This window comes from Primorskyibacter aestuariivivens (assembly GCF_028023675.1).
In the GTDB taxonomy this organism is placed as follows: domain Bacteria; phylum Pseudomonadota; class Alphaproteobacteria; order Rhodobacterales; family Rhodobacteraceae; genus Marinovum; species Marinovum aestuariivivens.
The window spans coordinates 19,123-36,935 of record NZ_JAQIOZ010000027.1 but is presented as its reverse complement, the minus strand read 5'-3'; the positions used below and the strand labels follow the sequence as shown (position 1 = coordinate 36,935).

Below are 17,813 nucleotides of genomic sequence, written 5' to 3'. Positions count from 1 at the left end.
TCTGATCCGGCCGTCACATCGCGCTGCGCCGCACGTCTGACGGGCTCATCCCGAATTCCGCGCGGAACGCCCGGCTCATGGCACTGGCGTCCTGATAGCCGCAGCGCCCGGCGATCTCGGCGATGGAAAACCCACTATGGAGCAAAAGCCGCCGCGCCTCGGCCAGCCGGATGGATTTGTACACCGCGCGGGGTGACACGCCCAGCCCGTCACGAAACACGGTTTCCAGCCGTCTGCTGCCCATCCCAACGGCCTTGGCGATCTCGTCGATCGACACCGGATCCTCGATATGGCGGCGCATAAAGGCCACGGTCTTGTCAATCCGCGCGATCCCAGATCGCTGAGTCACCGGCGGGTTGGCCGCGACATGCGCGCCCAGCATGAACAGGGCCCCCACCTCGACGCGCAGCATCGCGCCGTGATCGCGCTGGATCAGGTCCAGCATCAGCTCGAACGAGGTGGAGGCCCCGCCACAGGTGATCCGGTTTCCGTCGATCACATGCCGGTCTTCCAGAACGTCGATCTCGGGGAAGGTCTCGGAAAAACTTGTGCGTTCATCCCAATGGATCGTGGCGCGCCGCCCCTCCAGCAGACCCGCCGCTGCCATCAGCCAGGCCCCGCAATCAAGCCCGATCACCGTCTCAAACCGCGACGCCGCAGAGCGCAGAGCGCGGAGTGTGACCGCTTCGCAAAACCCGCGATAGCCGTAGCTCGGCATCAGCAAAAGCATGGCACCACCTTCATGCGCGCCCAACCGCATGGCGGGCCGGACCGGCAGACCCGAGGAGGACACCACCTCTTCCCCGTCAAGGCTCAGATATTGCCAGCGATAGAGCGTCTTGCCGGAAAGCTGGTTGGCGGCGCGCAGGGGTTCCACCGCATTGGCAAGGCAATGCATGGAGAAACTGGGAAACAGGAGAACACCCACATCACGCGGTTTCGTATTCTGCATGATGCCACGCTAATCCTGCCGCGCCGGACGACGCAAGCGGGATCATCGTTCCCAAAAGGGAGGCTGCCACATGCATTTCGGATTGAGTGATGAACAAGAGATGATCGTCTCCACGGTCCGAAATTTCGTGGAAAAGGAAATCTACCCGCACGAGGCCGAGGTCGAACGCACGGGCGAGGTGCCTGCGGAGATCGCGCAAGAGATCAAGCAGAAGGTCATCGGCCTCGGCTTTTATGCCTGCAACTTCCCCGAACATGTGGGTGGCGCAGGACTGGGCCATGTGGATTTCGCGCTGGTCGAGCGGGAATTGGGGCGCGGCTCAATGGCGCTCACCCATTTCTTTGGCCGCCCGCAAAACATCCTCATGGCGTGCGAAGGCGCGCAGAAAGAGCGCTATCTCCTGCCCGCTGTACGCGGTGAGCGGATGGATGCGCTTGCCATGACCGAACCGGGCGCGGGATCGGATGTGCGCGGCATGGCCTGCACCGCGATGCGCGACGGCGGCGATTGGGTGGTGAACGGGACCAAGCATTTCATCTCGGGCGCGGATCACGCGGATTTCTTTATCGTCTTCATCGCCACGGGCGTGGATGATACGCCCAAAGGCCCCAAGAAACGCATCACCTGTTTTCTCGTGGATCGCGGGCATCCGGGATTTACTGTCCGCGATGGGTATAAATCCGTAAGCCACCGGGGCTACAAGAACTGCATCCTTGAATTTTCCGACTGCCGCCTGCCCGACGCACAGGTACTGGGCGAGGTGGATGGCGGGTTCGCGGTGATGAACAAATGGCTCTTTGCCACCCGCATCACCGTGGCGACGATGTCGGTGGGCCGGGCGCGCCGGGTCTTTGATCATGCGCTGACCTATGCGGCCGAGCGCGAGCAATTCGGCCAGCAGATCGCAAAGTTTCAGGGGGTTTCCTTCCAGATCGCCGATATGATCACCGAGATTGATGCGGCTGACCTGCTCACCCTGTCCTCGGCCTGGCGGCTCGATCAGGGTCTGCCCGCCAATCGCGAGATCGCCAGCGCCAAGCTTTATGCCACCGAAATGCTGGCGCGGGTGACGGATGCGGCGCTGCAGATCCATGGCGGGATGGGTCTTATGGATGACCTGCCCATCGAACGGTTCTGGCGCGATGCACGGGTGGAGCGGATCTGGGACGGGACCTCGGAAATCCAGCGCCATATCATCAGCCGCGAGCTGTTCCGCCCGCTGGGGGCGTGATCCCATGGCAAGCCGGTTGTCCCGCTTGTTCAAACCGCGTTCCATTGCCGTGATCGGCGGCGGGTTCTGGTCGACCAATGTGATCGAGGAATGCCGCAAGATCGGCTTTGACGGACCGGTCTACCCCGTGCACCCATTGAGGCCCGAGATTGCGGGCTGCGCCACGAATTCAGACCTACACGCGTTGCCCCAGGTGCCTGACGCGACCTTCATCGGTGTGAACCGGGAAGCGACAATCGAACTGGTTGCCACGCTGTCCGCCATGGGAGCGGGGGGCGCGGTCTGTTTCGCCTCGGGATTTCGCGAGGCCAGCGCCGAGCTTGCCGATGGCGATGCGCTGCAAACCCGCCTGTTGGCCGCCGCCGGGGCCATGCCGATCCTTGGCCCCAATTGCTACGGCTTCATCAATGCGCTGGACCGTGCCGCGCTCTGGCCCGACCAGCATGGGGCGCAGCTCTGCGAGACAGGTGTCGCGCTTATCACCCAAAGCTCCAATATCGCGATCAACCTGACCATGGTGGGTCGGGCCTTGCCGTTGGCCTATGTGGTGACCGCAGGAAATCAGGCCAGTGTCAGCCTGCCCGAGATTGGCGCGGCGCTTCTGGATGATCCGCGCGTGACGGCGCTGGGCCTGCATATCGAGGGCATTTCGGATCTTTCGGGATTCCATGCGCTGGCGCGTCAGGCGCAGCCGCTGGGCAAACCCATCGTGGCGCTCAAGGTGGGCAGCTCGGAGCAGGCGCAGCAGGCTGCCATTTCCCACACCGCATCCCTTGCGGGCAGCGCGACGGGCGCGCGTGCGTTGTTTGAACGGTTGGGCATTGCGCAGGTGGAGAGCCTTCCGCAGCTTCTCGAAACCCTGCGACTGGCCCATGCGACCGGCACTCTGCCCAGTGCCGAGATCGCCTGTGCCAGTTGTTCGGGCGGCGAGGCGAGTCTTGCCGCCGACACCGCGTTGCGCCATGGCGTCCGGTTTCCGCCTCTGAGTGATACGCAACGCGCGGCATTGGCCAAGGCGCTTGGCCCGCGCGTGGCTTTGGCCAATCCGCTGGATTACCACACCTACATATGGGGCGATGTCGCGGCGATGACGGCGACATTCACGGTGCTGGCGCAGGGGGATCATGCGCTGACCTGTATCATCGTCGACTTCCCGCGCCCGGACCGCTGCGATCCCTCGGCCTGGACCTGTGTGATCGACGCGGCGAGCGCTGCGCGCGCGGCCACCGGCAAGCCGATTGCGCTTTTGGCGTCCCTGCCGGAATTGCAGTCAGACGAGATCACGGCACAGATCTTCGAGGCGGGCCTCATCCCGCTTGGCGGGATTGACGATGCCTTTGCTGCCATCGGAGCCTTGGCACGTCCGGCGGATGACGGGCTGGCACAGGAGGCTGATCCGCTCTGTCCCCGGATGCCGCGCAACCCCCAGCCCCTGACCGAGGCGGAGAGCAAGACACTGCTTGCCCGCCATGGTCTTCATATCCCGCAATCCCGGCGCGCGACGGGCAAGATCGGCTTGGCCAAGGCCGCGCGTGAAATCGGCCCACCGCTGGTGATCAAGGCGGAAGGCATGGCGCATAAATCCGAGCATGGCGGCGTCATCCTGGCCTCGGATGCGATTGGCGACGCTTTGTCCGGGGCGCTCGCTATGCCAACCGAGACATGGCTGGTCGAAGAGATGGTTACGGATGCTGTTGCCGAACTGCTGGTCGGCGTGACCTGTGACCCCGCGCATGGCCATGTCTTGACGCTGGGGGCAGGGGGGGTGCTGACAGAACTGCACCGCGACGCCGTGCATCTGTTGGTGCCAGCATCACATGAAGCGGTCGAGGCGGCACTCGACCAGCTTCGGCTCGCGCCGCTGCTGCGCGGCTATCGCGGACGCCCGGCCGCTGACATACCCGCCATTGTCGCCGCCGTCGCCGCGGTGCAGGATACCGTTGTCGCCCATCACGGTCGTGTGGCTGAAGTGGAAATCAACCCGCTGATCTGCACGCCGCACAGCGCGATTGCCGCCGACGCGCTCATCACAATCGGAGACGCCAATGACTGACAATCCCATCAAGACGAAACGCGACGGACATGTGCTTGAGGTGACGCTGGACCGGCCCAAGGCCAACGCCATCGACCTGGCCACCAGCCGCATCATGGGCGATGTCTTTACCGAATTTCGCGACGATCCCGAGCTGCGCGTTGCGCTTGTCACCGGAGCAGGTGAGAAATTTTTTTGTCCCGGCTGGGATCTCAAGGCCGCTGCCGAGGGCGACGCGGTGGATGGCGACTATGGCAAGGGTGGTTTCGGCGGGCTGCAGGAACTACGCGGACTGAACAAACCGGTGATCATGGCGGTGAACGGCATCTGCTGTGGTGGTGGGCTGGAACTTGCATTGTCGGGGGACATCATCCTTGCGGCGGATCATGCCAGCTTTGCCTTGCCGGAAATCCGGTCCGGGACCGTTGCGGATGCCGCGACGCTTAAATTGCCCAAGCGCATCCCCTATCACATCGCGATGGAGATGTTGTTTACGGGGCGCTGGATTGACGCGGAGGAGGCGCATCGCTGGGGTATGATCAATCGTATCCTGCCCGGTGCCGACCTGATGGCTGAGGCGCGCAAACTGGCGCAGGAACTGGCCTCCGGCCCGCCGCTGGTCCTTGCCGCGATCAAGGAGATCGTGCGCGAGGCCGAAGATATGAAATTCAACGATGCGCTCAATCGCATCACCAAGAGCCAGTTCGAAACAGTTGAGCGGCTTTACAGGTCCGAGGATCAGCTGGAGGGCGCACGTGCCTTCGCCGAGAAACGCGATCCGGTCTGGAAAGGGCGATAGGGCGGAGCGGCGCTCGCGTTTCACGCATCGCCCCGCCCGCCCTCCCGCCTTGGGAAAAAGCAATTGACGCGCCGTCACTGCCACAAGGTCGCACATGCGCCCCTTGAACGTATTCAAAAAACACTATATGAAATCTCACAAGACATGCGCTAGCATGTGGAACAAGGCTCTGTGGCCCGCTGCGGGTCCCGCTTGAGGAGATTGAACAATGACGGATTATCCCGTGAAAATGGACGTGAAACCAGAGGTTTCCGCGTTTTTCGACGACGCCACCAACACGATTTCCTACATCGTCAAGGACCCGACATCTGACAGCTGTGCGATTGTCGATTCGGTCATGGATATCGACTATGCCGCTGGCCGGATCACCTATGACCATGCCGATGAGCTGATCCGCACCATTCAGGAGCGCGGCCTCAAGCTGGAATGGATCATCGAAACCCATGTCCATGCCGACCACCTGTCCGCCGCGCCCTACATTCAGGAAAAGCTGGGCGGCAAGATCGGCATCGGATCGAAAATCATGGTGGTGCAGGACACGTTCGGAAAGGTGTTCAACGAAGGCACCGAGTTTCAGCGCGACGGCTCGCAATTCGATGCCTTGTTCGAAGACGGCGATACCTACAAGATCGGCAATATGGACGCCTTTGCCATCTATACCCCCGGCCACACGCCTGCCTGCATGGTGCATGTGATGGGCGACGCGGCCTTTGTCGGTGATACGCTGTTCATGCCTGATGGCGGCTCCGCCCGTGCGGATTTCCCAGGCGGCGATGCAGGTACGCTTTATGACAGCATTCAAAAGGTGCTGGCACTGCCCGACGACATGCGGCTGTTCATGTGCCACGACTACGGTCCAAATGGCCGCGACATCCAGTGGGAGACCACGGTCGGCGAAGAGAAAGAGCACAATATCCATGTGGGCCAGGGCAAGACGAAAGAAGAGTTCGTCAAGTTCCGCACGGAACGTGATGCCCAGTTGGATATGCCCAAGTTGATCATTCCCTCCTTGCAGGTGAACATGCGGGCAGGCGAGATTCCGACCGACAAGGACGGCAAGCCCATGCTCAAGGTCCCGGTCAACGGGCTTTGAGATCACATTCAGAGGGGCCGGCACTGACCGGTCCCACACATTCGCGGCCCCGCCGCCGTGCCTCGTGCGCGTATCAAGGACATGACTGATGGACCTCAGGAAAATTTCATCTGGCCTTTCGGTCAGCCCACAGATCACCCCGGACGATATCGCTGCGATCAAGGCCGCAGGGTTTCGCTCTATCATTTCCAACCGCCCGGATGGCGAAGGCGCCGATCAACCCGCGTTCGAAGAAATCGAGTCCGCGGCAACCGCAGCGGGGCTCGAAACGCGCTATCTTCCGATTTCGGGCGGGATGGTCAGCGATGCGGATGCCGAAAAATTTGGCGACATGCTGACTGAGCTGCCGGGACCGGTGCTGGCCTATTGCCGGACCGGGACACGGTCCGCGACGCTCTGGTCACTGTCGCAAGCAAGCGAAAAGCCGGTTGCCGATATCCTCACCGCGACCAAGGCCGCAGGCTATGACATGAGCGGCGTTGCCCGGCGGATCGTCAACGGAGGCAAGACACCGACCAACAAGGGCGACGCGCATTTCCGCATTGTCATCGTGGGCGGGGGGGCTGCAGGTATCGCTGTTGCGGCTTCTCTGCGTGAACGTCTGTCCGAGGTGGATATCGCGCTGATCGACCCGGCGGATATCCACTATTACCAGCCCGGCTGGACCATGGTTGGCGGGGGCATTTTCGAGCCGGAGATCACCGCCCGCACCATGGGGTCGCTGATCCCGCGCGGTGTGACATGGCTCAAATCGGCCGTGGCGGCGTTTGAACCCAAGGACAACGCCGTCATCCTCGATGGCTGCCGCGTGGTGACCTATGACCGGCTGATCGTCTGCCCGGGGATCAAGCTGGCCTGGGATCAGGTTGAGGGGCTGGAGGATACGCTGGGCCGCAATGGCGTGACGTCGAACTACCGCTACGACCTTGCGCCTTATACGTGGGAGTTGGTGCGCAACTTCAAGGAAGGTCGCGCGCTCTTTACCCAGCCGCCGATGCCGATCAAATGCGCCGGTGCACCGCAAAAGGCGATGTATCTGAGCGCCGATCACTGGTTCCGCGAGGGTGTGCTCAAGGATATCGACGTGCAGTTCATGAATGCCGGTGGCGTGCTTTTCGGCATCAAGGAATACGTGCCCGCGCTGATGGAATATGTGCAGAAATACGACGCCACGCTGAATTTCTTTCACAACCTGAAATCCGTCGATGGTGCCGCGAAAAAGGCGACCTTTACCGTCGCCAAACCGGACGCGGCCCCCGAGGAGGTGACCGTCGAATTTGACATGATGCATGTCTGTCCGCCGCAGGTCGCGCCGGATTTCATCCGCGTCTCGCCACTGGCGGACGAGGCCGGATGGGTCGATGTCGATCAGGACACGCTGCGTCACAAGACCTATGACAATATCTGGGCGCTGGGCGACGTGATGAACGCACCGAATGCCAAGACCGCCGCCGCCGCGCGCAAACAGGCACCGGTGGTGGCCGACAATCTTGTGGCCGACATGCAGGGACAACCCGCAACGGCGCATTACGACGGCTATGGCTCTTGTCCGTTGACCGTGGAGCGCGGCAAGATCGTGCTGGCGGAGTTTGGTTACGGCGGCAAGCTGCTGCCCAGTTTCCCCAAGATGTTCATCGATGGCACCAAACCGTCGCGTGCCGCGTGGTTCCTCAAGGAGACCCTGCTGCCGCCGATTTACTGGAAAGCCATGCTGCGCGGTAAGGAATGGCTCGCCAAACCGGAGAAGATCACCGCCAAGGTCTGATCCATACCCCATAACACCGGAACACACCTCACCCGAGCTTCGGGCGGGGCGCGCTTCCCCTATGCGCGAAAGCACCTCTTATGTCCGACCGTCTCATCCCCCTGATGCGCCGCTACCTTCCGGTCCTCGACTGGGGCCGCGACTACAGCCGTGAAACCCTGTCCAATGACCTGATCGCGGCGGTGATCGTGACGATCATGTTGATCCCGCAATCGCTGGCCTATGCGCTGCTGGCGGGTCTGCCGCCCGAGGTGGGGATTTATGCCTCCATCGCGCCGATCATCCTCTACGCCATCTTTGGCACGTCCCGTGCGCTCGCCGTGGGGCCGGTGGCTGTTGTGTCGCTCATGACAGCTGCCGCCATCGGCAATGTCGCGGAGCAGGGGACGATGGGCTATGCCGTTGCGGCGCTGACACTGGCGGCGCTGTCGGGGGGCATGCTGTTGATCATGGGGGTATTCCGGCTCGGGTTCCTTGCCAATTTCCTGTCGCATCCGGTCATCGCGGGGTTCATTACGGCGTCGGGCATCCTGATCGCGACCTCACAGCTCAAACATGTTCTGGGCGTTGAAGCCCATGGTCACAATCTGATCGACATCGTCTCGTCGCTTATTGCGCATCTGCCCGAAACCAACTGGATCACGCTGGGCATCGGTGCCACGGCCACGGCGTTCCTGTTCTGGGTGCGCAAGGGGCTGAAGCCGCTGTTGCTTGGGCTTGGTCTCAAACCCAAGCTGGCCGATGTGGCGACCAAGGCAGGCCCTGTCGCAGCCGTGGTTGTCACAACGCTGGTAACGGCGCTTTTCGGTCTGGGCGACAAGGGCGTGAGCATCGTGGGCGAGGTGCCGCAAAGCCTGCCGCCGCTGACCATGCCGGACCTGTCGCTGGATCTGATGTCGGTTCTGTTCGTGCCGGCCCTGCTCATCACCGTGATCGGGTTTGTCGAATCCATCTCGGTGGCCCAGACACTGGCCGCCAAGAAACGCCAGCGCATCGACCCGGATCAGGAACTCATCGGGCTGGGCGCCGCCAATATCGGCGCGGCCTTTACCGGTGGCTATCCCGTCACCGGTGGATTTGCCCGCTCTGTCGTGAATTTCGACGCAGGCGCTGAAACCCCTGCCGCCGGTGCCTATACCGCCGTGGGCCTCGCCATCGCCGCCGTCGCGCTCACCCCGCTGGTCTATTTCCTGCCCAAGGCGACACTGGCCGCCACGATCATCGTCGCTGTCCTCAGCCTTGTCGATTTCTCGATCCTGCGCAAAAGCTGGACCTATTCCAAGGCCGATTTTGCTGCTGTTCTGGCCACCATCCTGCTCACACTGGGCATGGGGGTCGAAATGGGCGTCTCGGCGGGCGTGATCCTGTCTCTGGCGCTTTTCCTCTACAAAACCTCGCGCCCGCATGTGGCCGAGGTGGGGCTGGTCCCCGGCACGCAGCATTTCCGCAACATCTACCGTCACAAGGTCAAACGTCACCCCTCGCTTCTGACGCTGCGCGTGGATGAAAGCCTGTTCTTTGCTAATGCGCGCTTTCTGGAAGACATGATCCAGGATCGTGTGGCCAAGGATTGTCCGATCACGAATGTCGTCCTCATGTGCTCTGCGGTGAACGAGATTGATTTTTCCGCGCTGGAAAGCCTTGAGGCGATCAATGAACGGCTCAAGGGAATGGGCGTTGGTTTTCACCTGTCCGAGGTGAAGGGACCCGTGATGGACCGGTTGAAGAAAACCCATTTTCTCGATGAACTGAACGGTCAGGTATTCCTGAGCCAATGGGACGCGATGCAGACGCTGACGCCGAAGGTGGGCAGTTGACCGACTAACGCGGTCGCACATTGCTGCGCGCAACGGCCATGGACTTCAGCACCGCGTGGCAGGTCTCGCCGGGTCTCAGCGCCAGCGCATCAACAGACCGGCGGGTGATTCGGGCAAGCAGCACCTCTTGCCCCACGCAGAGCCGCACCATCGCCCCCGGCCCCTCGCCGGGTGTAATGCTGTCCACGACACAGGGCAGGGCGTTGAGTGCAGAAAGTCCCGCAGGCAAGTCACGCGACAGGATCACGTCATGCGCCATGATCCGCACGCGGACCGGGGTTCCGATTTCGCCGTCGATCCGGGGCAGCCAGATCGGACCCGTCGCCGCCTCCAGCCGTGTCAGACCGTCTTCCTCCTGCGCCGCGATATGCGCGCCCAATGTCGAACCTGCTTCGCGCAGCCCCATGCCGCGCAGGACCGCAGGGTCAATGAGCACCTCATCAACGGGACCCGCGCGCAGGACGGCACCCTGATCCATCACCACGATCCTGTCGGCAAGCTGCCGGGCTTCTTCGAGATCATGGGTCACGAGGATGACGGGCATGTCCAGATGGCTGCGCAATGCGGCTATCTCTTGATAGAGGTCTTCGCGCGTGGCCCGGTCGACCGCCGAAAACGGCTCGTCCAGCAACAGCACCTCGGGCTGTCGCGCCAGCGCCCGCGCCACGGCGACCCGTTGTTGCTGGCCGCCCGAAAGCGCCGCCGGACGCCGGGTCTCCAGCCCGTCAAGACGCACCAATGCAAGCAGCCGCCGTGCCTCGACCTCTGATGCTCCGGCCGCCATGACATTGGCCAGCGCGCTCATCTGGGGAAACAGCGCATAGGATTGGAACACGACCCCGACCTTGCGCCGGTGCACGGGCATGTCGACGCCACGTGTGGTGTCCAGCCATGTGGTGCCCGCCACCGCGACCTGTCCGGTTTCGGGCCCGTGTAACCCCGCGATGACCCGCAGCACCGTGGATTTTCCTGCCCCGGACGGACCAACCAGCGCCATCAGTTCCCCGGCCGCGACCTCGAACACCACATCGATCGGGATCGGTGCAGAGGACCTGACGGAGACTTGCAAACTCATCATGACAGCCTCCGACCGGCCCGCGCAGAGAGCCAGAAGGTCAGCGCGATGGTGGCCATCGAAATGACCAGAAGTGTCGCCGACATCCGGGCCGCTCCGTCCATGTCAAAAGCCTGCACCTTGTCATAGATCGAAATTGCGACCGTGCGTGTTTCGCCCGGGATCGAGCCGCCCACCAACAGCACGATGCCGAATTCCCCCAAAGTATGCGCAAAGGTCAGCACCATCCCGGTCAGCACCCCGGGCCAGGCCAGCGGCAGTTCGACCTTGCGCAGCGCGGTGAGCGGGGACATGCCGCAGCACGCTGCCGCGTCGCGAATGTCGGACGGGACCGCCTCGAACCCGCGCTGGGCGGGCTGGATTGCGAAGGGCAAGTTGAAGAGCACTGAGGCCACGACCAATCCCTCGAAACTGAACACCAGTGGTCCCCCGAACAGAGCCTCCCAGCCGCGCCCCAGCGGGCTTTCGGCCCCAAGTGCCACGAGCAGGTAGAACCCGAGAACGGTCGGCGGCAGCACCAGCGGCAGCATCACGAGAGCTTCGATCGCTGATTTCCCGGCAAAACGCCGATACGCCAGCATACGTCCCAGGAACACCGAGACCGGCAGCAACAGCGCGACGGTCCATAGCGCCAATTGGATGGAGAGCCAGAACGCATCCCAATCCATCAGCCTGCCTCCCGCGGGGCAAATCCGTGCGCGACAAAGATCTCCTGCGCCTCTTCGGTCAGGAGAAAGTCGCGGAAAGCCAGCGCCACGTCACCCGCGCGCGCGGTCGCGACCATGCGATGGGTCAGCGGGGCATGCCATTCGGTCGGGATCAGCGCCGACCGGCTGCGCGCGGCAAAAGGCGCGGCCATGGCCAGCGATCCGGCAATCAATCCGCCTTCAGCGTTACCCGACAGGGCGAATTGCGCCGTCTGCGCCACGTTCTCGCCGAACACCAGCTTCGGCTCTACCGCTTCCCACAATCCGCGATGTAGCAATGCCTCGCGCGCGCGCATCCCGTAGGGGGCGTGTTCCGGGCTGGCGATGGCAAAGCGATGCAGCGTGCCTGCGGCCAACGCCGCCTCCAGCCCGGCCATATCGGCGTCGACCTCAAGCGGTGAGCCGGTCGGCGCGCTGATTGCCAACCGTCCCACCGCGTAAACCGACCCTTCATTGGCCACGATCCCATCGGTCGCAAGACCCAGCACAAACCGCTCATCCGCCGACAGGAACAGCTCAAATGGGGCACCGTTGCGAATCTGCTGCGCCAGGGTGCCAGAGGAGCCAAAAGCCAGCCGGATCGTGCCACCGTTGCCGCGCGCGAAGGCATCGACCAGTACAGGCAGGACAAACCGCAGTGACGCTGCAGCAGCCACGACAGGCGCAGTGCCTTCGGCCAAAGAGCCGGTCGCGAGGGCCGCCGCCGATGCGGTTAGAAAATGTCGCCGGGTCAGGGGCATAGGCTGGATTTTCCCGTGTTTTCCGGAACTGTACTTGGGCCGGGTCGGACATCCAAGCCCGTCATCCAATTGGCGTCCTGTCATGGCGCGGAGCGCGGCGTTTTTACAAAAACTTCACTTTTCCTGCCTCTGTATTTCGAATATTCGTGAAATATGAAAATAGAAATCACAGATCAGCTTGCCGCGCTCAGCCATCCGCAGAGGCTTGCCATTTTCCGGCTGCTCGTTCGGCGCGCGCCGGATGCGGTTCCGGCAGGCGAGATCGCGCAGGTGCTTGATTTCAAACCTTCAACAGCGTCGGTCTACCTCTCTGCGCTCACCCGCGCGGGGCTGATCACCCAAACGCGTCACGGCAATTCACTGCGCTATGCCTTCAACCCGTCCGCGGCGCAAAGCCTGATCTCCGACCTGTTTCTCGATTGCTGTCGCGGCCGCCCCGACCTTTGTTCAGGCTTTCCAGAAAGGACCGATCCGATGCCAGACCGGACATACAACGTGCTGTTTATCTGCACTGGCAATTCCGCGCGCTCGATCTTTGCCGAGGCGATTCTGCGCCATGAGGCCGGGGATCGGTTCAATGCGTTTTCCGCCGGGACACGGCCCTATTCGGAATTGAACCCGTTTGCGGTCGAGATGCTGGCGTCCAAGGGCATCCCGGTTGATGATTTGCGGGCCAAGAATGTGTCTGAATTTCAGAGCGATGCCGCGCCCAAGATGGATTTCGTCTTTACCGTCTGCGACCGCGCCGCAAACGAGGATTGCCCGGCCTGGGAAGGGCAGCCCATCTCGGCCCATTGGGGCCTGCCCGACCCGGTCAGGGCCGAGGGGACCGACGCTGAAAAGCGTCTCGCCTTTCAGCAGACTTACGGCATGATGCGGCACCGTATCCTTGCCTTTGCCACTCTTCCATTCAACGCGCTGGACCGCGTGTCCCTGCAAACACAGGTCGACGATATCGGCCGCGAAAAGGACTTCACATGACGACATATGCAATCAACGGCCTGGGCCGCATGGGGAAACTTGCGCTGCGCCCGCTGCTGGAAAGGGGCGCGCAGGTCGCGTTCATCAATGATGCCGTGGGCGATCCGGCCATGCATGCGCATCTTTTGGAATTCGACACGGTGCATGGCCGCTGGAACGCAGAGTTCAGCGCCGACGCCGACAGCGTGACGATCAACGGAACGCGCATTCCCTGTCACCAGAGCCGCAACATTGAAGATCTGCCGCTGGACGGGGTCGATGTGGTGATCGACTGCACCGGAGTCTTCAAGACCGAAGCCAAGCTGCAGCCCTATTTCGATGCGGGTGTGAAAAAGGTGGTGGTCTCCGCCCCGGTCAAGGATGCGGGCGTTGCCAATCTGGTGATGGGGGTGAATGACGATATCTACGATCCTGCCGCGCATCGCATCATCACGGCGGCGAGTTGCACCACCAACTGCCTCGCGCCGGTGGTCAAGGTGATCCATGAAGGTATTGGGATCAAACACGGATCCATGACGACGATCCATGATGTGACCAACACCCAGACCATCGTGGACCGCCCCGCCAAGGATCTGCGCCGCGCGCGGTCGGCGCTCAATTCGCTGATCCCCACGACGACCGGTTCAGCCACGGCGATCACGCTGATCTACCCCGAACTCAAGGGCAAGCTGAACGGCCATGCCGTCCGCGTGCCGCTGCTCAACGCCTCGCTGACCGATTGCGTGTTCGAGGTGGAACGCGCGACGACGGCGGAGGAAGTCAACGCGCTGTTCGAAACCGCCGCGAATGGTCCGCTCAAAGGTATTCTGGGCTATGAGACCCGGCCCTTGGTCTCCACCGACTATACCAACGACCCGCGTTCATCGATCATTGACGCACCATCGACCATGGTGGTGAACGGCACGCAGGTGAAAATCTATGCCTGGTATGACAATGAATGGGGCTATGCCTATCGGTTGGTCGATGTGGCGCTGAAAGTGGGCGCATCGCTGTGAGCCAAAGACCCGACGGATTGGCGGCTTATATCGCGGTCACAGCGGCCTATTGGGCGTTTATGCTGACCGATGGTGCGCTGCGCATGCTGGTACTGCTGCATTTTCACACGCTGGGGTTTTCCCCGGTGCAGCTGGCCTATCTCTTTGTTTTGTATGAGATTGCTGGTGTGGTGACCAATCTCTCGGCGGGCTGGATCGCGGCGCGGTTTGGCCTGACCTCTACGCTCTATGCGGGGCTGGGGCTGCAGGTGCTGGCGCTGATCGCGTTGGCGCAGCTTGATCCCGCGTGGGCGGTGGGCCTGTCTGTCGTCTATGTCATGCTGGTGCAGGGGGCTTCGGGGGTGGCCAAGGACCTGGCCAAGATGTCGTCGAAATCCGCCGTCAAACTGCTGGCACCCAAGGAGGGCGGCGGGCTTTTTCGTTGGGTGGCGCTGCTGACCGGGTCGAAGAACGCGGTCAAAGGTTTCGGCTTCCTGCTTGGGGCCGCAGCTTTGGCGCTGTTCGGCTTCGCCCCCTCGGTGATCGGCATGGCGATCATCCTTGCGTTCATCCTGGCGGTGATCGTCTGGCGTATGCCCTCTGGATTGCCCGCCGGGCGCAAGGACGCCATGTTCCGCGAAGTTTTTTCCAAGAACCGCAATATCAACTGGCTGAGCGCGGCGCGTGTGTGTCTCTTTGGCGCGCGTGACGTCTGGTTTGTCGTGGGCATCCCGATCTATTTCTACGCGGTTCTGTCCGATGGCAGCGAGGCAGGTAACCGGGCCGCGTTTTTCATGATCGGGACATTCATGGCCATCTGGATCATTCTCTACGGCGTGGTGCAGGCGTCTGCGCCGCGGCTGCTCCGGGCCAGGTCGCGCGCCGATCATGAAATCGTGGCGCTTGCCCGGCATTGGGTGGCGGCCCTGTTTGTCGTTCCTGCGCTACTGGCGGTGATGCTGGCCGTTGCCGGTGAACCCGTTGCCTGGATGACCGTGACACTGGTGCTTGGCCTGCTTGTCTTTGGGGCGCTCTTCGCGGTCAATTCATCCCTGCATTCCTACCTGATCCTGGCTTTCACGAATGAGGAGCGGGTCACGATGGATGTGGGCTTTTACTACATGGCCAATGCGGCGGGTCGGCTTATTGGAACGGTGTTGTCCGGGCTGAGCTATCAGATGGGTGGTGTGGCGCTCTGCCTTGGTGTCGCGGCGGTCATGATTGCGTTCAGTTGGGGGGCGACACTGAAACTGACACCCGAATCTGAAGGCGCGTTCGAAAAGCCCTGAAGAGATGAGCGTTAACGGTGCGTTGCATCGCGGAGGAAACTGCGAGCGATCGCGCCGGAGCCTGCCGGGTGCCGGGCGGCAGTTTGCCCCGTGTCCCTTGTTGCTTCGGGCTCTTATATGTCTGCCACGGTCAAGGATAGGGACGGGAAAATGGAAGACATGACGCTCACGTCGGCCGTGGCGACGGTTGTTTTTGTCCTGTCCTGCCTCGGCGGGTATCGCTACCGGCGGGTCTGGAAGGCAGAGGGGCCGCGCTGGCAATTGTGGCTCTATGGCGCGCTGACCGCCGCGGGGCTTCTGACGCTTGGCTTTGTCCCGTTGGACGTTTAGCGCAAGCGTGCGGGTCGATTTTTCGACGAAAAATCGACCGCAGCCGGGAATTATCCGACGATCAGTTGCTTGAGCTGCAAGGCTTCGTGTTCCAGTTCGTTCAGGCGGTACTGGATCACGTCACCAATCGTCAGCATGCCGCTCAGGCGACCGTCCTGGACAACCGGCATGTGGCGGAACCGGCCCTCGGTCATGCGCTTGAGCACGGACAGAAGCGGCTCGTCGCGGCCACAGGTCTGAACCTCGCGGGTCATCACGTCCTCGACCGATTGCGGCAGGGTTTTGCCGGGCGTGTCGGCCAGTTTGCGCACGATATCTCGCTCGGACAGAATGCCCACCAGCGAACCGGCCGCGTCGGTCACCACCAATGCGCCAATCCGCTTGTCGCGCAGAACTTCGACGGCCTTGCCGAGCGTCTCGGTGGGGCGAATGCTGAAGATATCCCCGCCCTTGCGGTCCATCAGGTCCGAAACCAGAGCGTTACCGGATTTCAGGTTGGTGGTTTCACTCTGGCTATGGGTGCGGTTCTTGTCCTGATCCTTGCGGGTCGGCGGCTGGTAGGATGATGGCATGTCTGTAATGTCCCCCTCGGACAATGGGTTGTTCACAAAGACTAGGCACTGCACCCGAAACGGGCAAGCCTCAGGCTTGCTGCGCCTCTTTTTGGGCCTGTTCCATCATGCGCCGCGCGCGGGGGCATTGCAGCCTTTCGCGCAGCGGCGAATCCGGATCGATTTCTTTCTTGCAGACCAGACATTGATCGGCATCGCTGATGGCGTTCAGACCGCCACAGCTTCCCTTGATCCGACGCCCCATGAAGATCACGCCAAGCGACATGCCCAGCACGATCAGCAGGAGAAACCCAAAGGTCAGGGCAAAGGTGGCCATGGAATAAACTCCCGTCCCGGTCTTAGCTGGTCAGCGTGGCAAAGTGGCTCGATTTCACCGCGTTGAACCTCATTTGGGTGCTCGACCCGTCGCGTTCAATGAAGAGCACGGCAATGTTGTTCGCTTCGGCGATTTCCAGACCCTTCTCGCGGCCCAGTGTCAGCATGGCCGTGGCCCAGGCATCTGCCAGCATCGCGTCATCCGCCAGCACCGTCGCCGAGGCGGTGGTGTGGGTGATCGGCTGGCCGGTGATCGGGTCGATCACGTGGCTGAAGCGTTTGCCGTCCTGTTCGAAATAGTTGCGGTAATCACCCGACGAGGCCAGGCCCAGACCGGACACGCCGATCACGTCCAGCACACCGCGGTCGCGGGCATCGGGCGTCTCGATGCCGATTTGCCAGGGCTTGCCATCCGGGTTGGTGCCCGCGGCATAAAGATCGCCACCGATTTCGACCATGTAGTCGGCAATGCCCAGTGATTCGATGGCCTGACCCACGCGGTCGGCGCCATAACCCTTGCCGATGGCGGCCAGATAGACCTGCGCGTCGGACTGGATTTTCCGCAGCCCGGTGCTTTCGAGTTGCAGCGTATTGCCGTGGCCCGAACGCGCCTGGGCGTCCAGAATGGCCGCCTCGGACGGCATGGCGGATTTGCCCGGTGCGCCAAATCCCCAAAGCTCGATAAGCGGGCCAGCGGTGGTGTCAAATCGGCCCTGGCTTGCGATATTGACCTCTTCGGCGGCGCGCATCACGTGCGACAGCCCGTCGGACATCGCCACGATGTCGGACCCGGTCTGCGCATTAAAGCGCGAGATTTCAGAGGCTTCGTCCCAGTTCGACATCTGGGTGTTGACCTCGGCCAGCGCGACCTCTACGGCCTCGCGCAGTTTTTGTTCGGTCACGTTATCGGAACCGTTCACAGCCGTGATGTTAAAGGTGGTGCCCATGGTCAGACCCGAGATCTGCAGAATGTCTGCGCCGGGCTTGCAGGCGGAGAGCGCAATCGGGAAAGCCAGCGGCATCAGCATGGCGGAGCGGCGGGTGAGCAGCGTCGGGTTGGTCAAGGGTCTACCTCTTTATCTCGAATCCGCGAGCGCATATAACATCAGCGCAGGCGGTAGCCAGAAACTTTGGTGGAGGC

At 62.2% G+C, this 17,813-nt stretch carries 17 protein-coding genes; 10 read left to right on the top strand and 7 right to left on the bottom strand.

The features are described from left to right. Positions 1-13 precede the first annotated feature (13 nt). On the bottom strand, positions 14-952 hold the full coding sequence (locus tag PGB28_RS20395) for a GlxA family transcriptional regulator (RefSeq protein WP_271423368.1): 939 nt from the start codon (positions 950-952) through the stop codon (positions 14-16). A 70-nt stretch (positions 953-1,022) separates the two neighbouring features. Between PGB28_RS20395 and PGB28_RS20390 the strand changes: the two genes are divergently transcribed. The 6 genes from PGB28_RS20390 (at position 1,023) to PGB28_RS20365 (ending at position 9,689) form a co-directional block, all read left to right on the top strand. Beyond that, entirely contained in the window at positions 1,023-2,183 is a 1,161-nt protein-coding gene (locus PGB28_RS20390; RefSeq protein ID WP_271423367.1) for an acyl-CoA dehydrogenase family protein, read from the top strand. A gap of 4 nt (positions 2,184-2,187) precedes the next feature. Continuing rightward, complete coding sequence (locus tag PGB28_RS20385; protein WP_271423366.1) at positions 2,188-4,236, top strand: acetate--CoA ligase family protein; 2,049 nt, start codon at positions 2,188-2,190, stop codon at positions 4,234-4,236. Then, a complete protein-coding gene (locus PGB28_RS20380) occupies positions 4,229-5,014 on the top strand; it encodes a carnitinyl-CoA dehydratase (RefSeq protein ID WP_271423365.1) in 786 nt (261 codons plus the stop codon). The genes PGB28_RS20385 and PGB28_RS20380 overlap by 8 nt, the downstream gene beginning before the upstream one ends. 208 nt (positions 5,015-5,222) lie before the next feature. Further along, complete coding sequence (locus PGB28_RS20375) at positions 5,223-6,107, top strand: MBL fold metallo-hydrolase (protein ID WP_271423364.1); 885 nt, start codon at positions 5,223-5,225, stop codon at positions 6,105-6,107. An 88-nt stretch (positions 6,108-6,195) separates the two neighbouring features. After that, complete coding sequence (locus PGB28_RS20370) at positions 6,196-7,872, top strand: bifunctional protein tyrosine phosphatase family protein/NAD(P)/FAD-dependent oxidoreductase (RefSeq protein ID WP_271423363.1); 1,677 nt, start codon at positions 6,196-6,198, stop codon at positions 7,870-7,872. Positions 7,873-7,952: 80 nt separating this feature from the next. Beyond that, the gene (locus PGB28_RS20365; protein ID WP_271423362.1) at positions 7,953-9,689 is read left to right on the top strand and encodes a SulP family inorganic anion transporter; all 1,737 of its coding nucleotides are present in this window, start codon (positions 7,953-7,955) and stop codon (positions 9,687-9,689) included. A gap of 4 nt (positions 9,690-9,693) precedes the next feature. On the opposite strand, the gene modC is transcribed toward PGB28_RS20365, so the two are convergent. Genes modC through modA form a run of 3 tightly spaced genes read right to left on the bottom strand, consistent with a single transcriptional unit; the run spans position 9,694 to position 12,295 of the window. Further along, the gene (gene modC / locus PGB28_RS20360) at positions 9,694-10,767 is read right to left on the bottom strand and encodes a molybdenum ABC transporter ATP-binding protein (RefSeq protein WP_271423361.1); all 1,074 of its coding nucleotides are present in this window, start codon (positions 10,765-10,767) and stop codon (positions 9,694-9,696) included. Next, positions 10,764-11,432: a molybdate ABC transporter permease subunit gene (gene modB / locus PGB28_RS20355; RefSeq protein ID WP_271423360.1), complete on the bottom strand. Its 669-nt coding sequence runs from the start codon at positions 11,430-11,432 to the stop codon at positions 10,764-10,766. The genes modC and modB overlap by 4 nt, the downstream gene beginning before the upstream one ends. After that, positions 11,432-12,295 carry a molybdate ABC transporter substrate-binding protein gene (gene modA, locus PGB28_RS20350; RefSeq protein ID WP_271423359.1) on the bottom strand — a complete coding sequence of 288 codons (864 nt, stop codon included), beginning with the start codon at positions 12,293-12,295 and terminating at the stop codon, positions 11,432-11,434. Before modA ends, modB begins: the two co-directional genes overlap by 1 nt. Before the next feature lie 69 nt (positions 12,296-12,364). Between modA and PGB28_RS20345 the strand changes: the two genes are divergently transcribed. The 4 genes from PGB28_RS20345 (at position 12,365) to PGB28_RS20330 (ending at position 15,785) form a co-directional block, all read left to right on the top strand. Further along, complete coding sequence (locus PGB28_RS20345) at positions 12,365-13,192, top strand: arsenate reductase/protein-tyrosine-phosphatase family protein (RefSeq protein WP_271423358.1); 828 nt, start codon at positions 12,365-12,367, stop codon at positions 13,190-13,192. After that, positions 13,189-14,187, top strand: a complete 999-nt coding sequence (locus PGB28_RS20340) for an ArsJ-associated glyceraldehyde-3-phosphate dehydrogenase (protein WP_271423357.1) — start codon at positions 13,189-13,191, stop codon at positions 14,185-14,187. The genes PGB28_RS20345 and PGB28_RS20340 overlap by 4 nt, the downstream gene beginning before the upstream one ends. Further along, positions 14,184-15,455: an organoarsenical effux MFS transporter ArsJ gene (arsJ, locus tag PGB28_RS20335; RefSeq protein ID WP_271423356.1), complete on the top strand. Its 1,272-nt coding sequence runs from the start codon at positions 14,184-14,186 to the stop codon at positions 15,453-15,455. The genes PGB28_RS20340 and arsJ overlap by 4 nt, the downstream gene beginning before the upstream one ends. Positions 15,456-15,605: 150 nt before the next feature. Continuing rightward, positions 15,606-15,785 carry a hypothetical protein gene (locus PGB28_RS20330; protein WP_271423355.1) on the top strand — a complete coding sequence of 60 codons (180 nt, stop codon included), beginning with the start codon at positions 15,606-15,608 and terminating at the stop codon, positions 15,783-15,785. Positions 15,786-15,835: 50 nt separating this feature from the next. Here PGB28_RS20330 and PGB28_RS20325 read toward each other — a convergent pair whose 3' ends face one another. The 3 genes from PGB28_RS20325 to PGB28_RS20315 form a co-directional block, all read right to left on the bottom strand. Then, complete coding sequence (locus PGB28_RS20325; RefSeq protein ID WP_271423354.1) at positions 15,836-16,357, bottom strand: CBS domain-containing protein; 522 nt, start codon at positions 16,355-16,357, stop codon at positions 15,836-15,838. Positions 16,358-16,427: 70 nt separating this feature from the next. After that, positions 16,428-16,673, bottom strand: coding sequence for a (Na+)-NQR maturation NqrM (gene nqrM, locus PGB28_RS20320; protein WP_271423353.1), 246 nt, complete (start codon positions 16,671-16,673; stop codon positions 16,428-16,430). A 22-nt stretch (positions 16,674-16,695) separates the two neighbouring features. Beyond that, a complete protein-coding gene (locus tag PGB28_RS20315) occupies positions 16,696-17,736 on the bottom strand; it encodes an FAD:protein FMN transferase (protein WP_271423352.1) in 1,041 nt (346 codons plus the stop codon). Positions 17,737-17,813 lie beyond the last annotated feature (77 nt).

Excerpts from the sequence above, each read along its gene's own strand:
- PGB28_RS20395 (WP_271423368.1), bottom strand. The coding sequence starts at position 952 with ATGCAGAATACGAAACCGCGTGATGTGGGTGTTCTCCTGTTTCCCAGT.
- PGB28_RS20390 (WP_271423367.1), top strand. The coding sequence starts at position 1,023 with ATGCATTTCGGATTGAGTGATGAACAAGAGATGATCGTCTCCACGGTC.
- PGB28_RS20385 (WP_271423366.1), top strand. The coding sequence starts at position 2,188 with ATGGCAAGCCGGTTGTCCCGCTTGTTCAAACCGCGTTCCATTGCCGTG.
- PGB28_RS20380 (WP_271423365.1), top strand. The coding sequence starts at position 4,229 with ATGACTGACAATCCCATCAAGACGAAACGCGACGGACATGTGCTTGAG.
- PGB28_RS20375 (WP_271423364.1), top strand. The coding sequence starts at position 5,223 with ATGACGGATTATCCCGTGAAAATGGACGTGAAACCAGAGGTTTCCGCG.
- PGB28_RS20370 (WP_271423363.1), top strand. The coding sequence starts at position 6,196 with ATGGACCTCAGGAAAATTTCATCTGGCCTTTCGGTCAGCCCACAGATC.
- PGB28_RS20365 (WP_271423362.1), top strand. The coding sequence starts at position 7,953 with ATGTCCGACCGTCTCATCCCCCTGATGCGCCGCTACCTTCCGGTCCTC.
- modC (WP_271423361.1), bottom strand. The coding sequence starts at position 10,767 with ATGATGAGTTTGCAAGTCTCCGTCAGGTCCTCTGCACCGATCCCGATC.
- modB (WP_271423360.1), bottom strand. The coding sequence starts at position 11,432 with ATGGATTGGGATGCGTTCTGGCTCTCCATCCAATTGGCGCTATGGACC.
- modA (WP_271423359.1), bottom strand. The coding sequence starts at position 12,295 with ATGACAGGACGCCAATTGGATGACGGGCTTGGATGTCCGACCCGGCCC.
- PGB28_RS20345 (WP_271423358.1), top strand. The coding sequence starts at position 12,365 with ATGAAAATAGAAATCACAGATCAGCTTGCCGCGCTCAGCCATCCGCAG.
- PGB28_RS20340 (WP_271423357.1), top strand. The coding sequence starts at position 13,189 with ATGACGACATATGCAATCAACGGCCTGGGCCGCATGGGGAAACTTGCG.
- PGB28_RS20330 (WP_271423355.1), top strand. The coding sequence starts at position 15,606 with ATGGAAGACATGACGCTCACGTCGGCCGTGGCGACGGTTGTTTTTGTC.
- PGB28_RS20325 (WP_271423354.1), bottom strand. The coding sequence starts at position 16,357 with ATGCCATCATCCTACCAGCCGCCGACCCGCAAGGATCAGGACAAGAAC.
- nqrM (WP_271423353.1), bottom strand. The coding sequence starts at position 16,673 with ATGGCCACCTTTGCCCTGACCTTTGGGTTTCTCCTGCTGATCGTGCTG.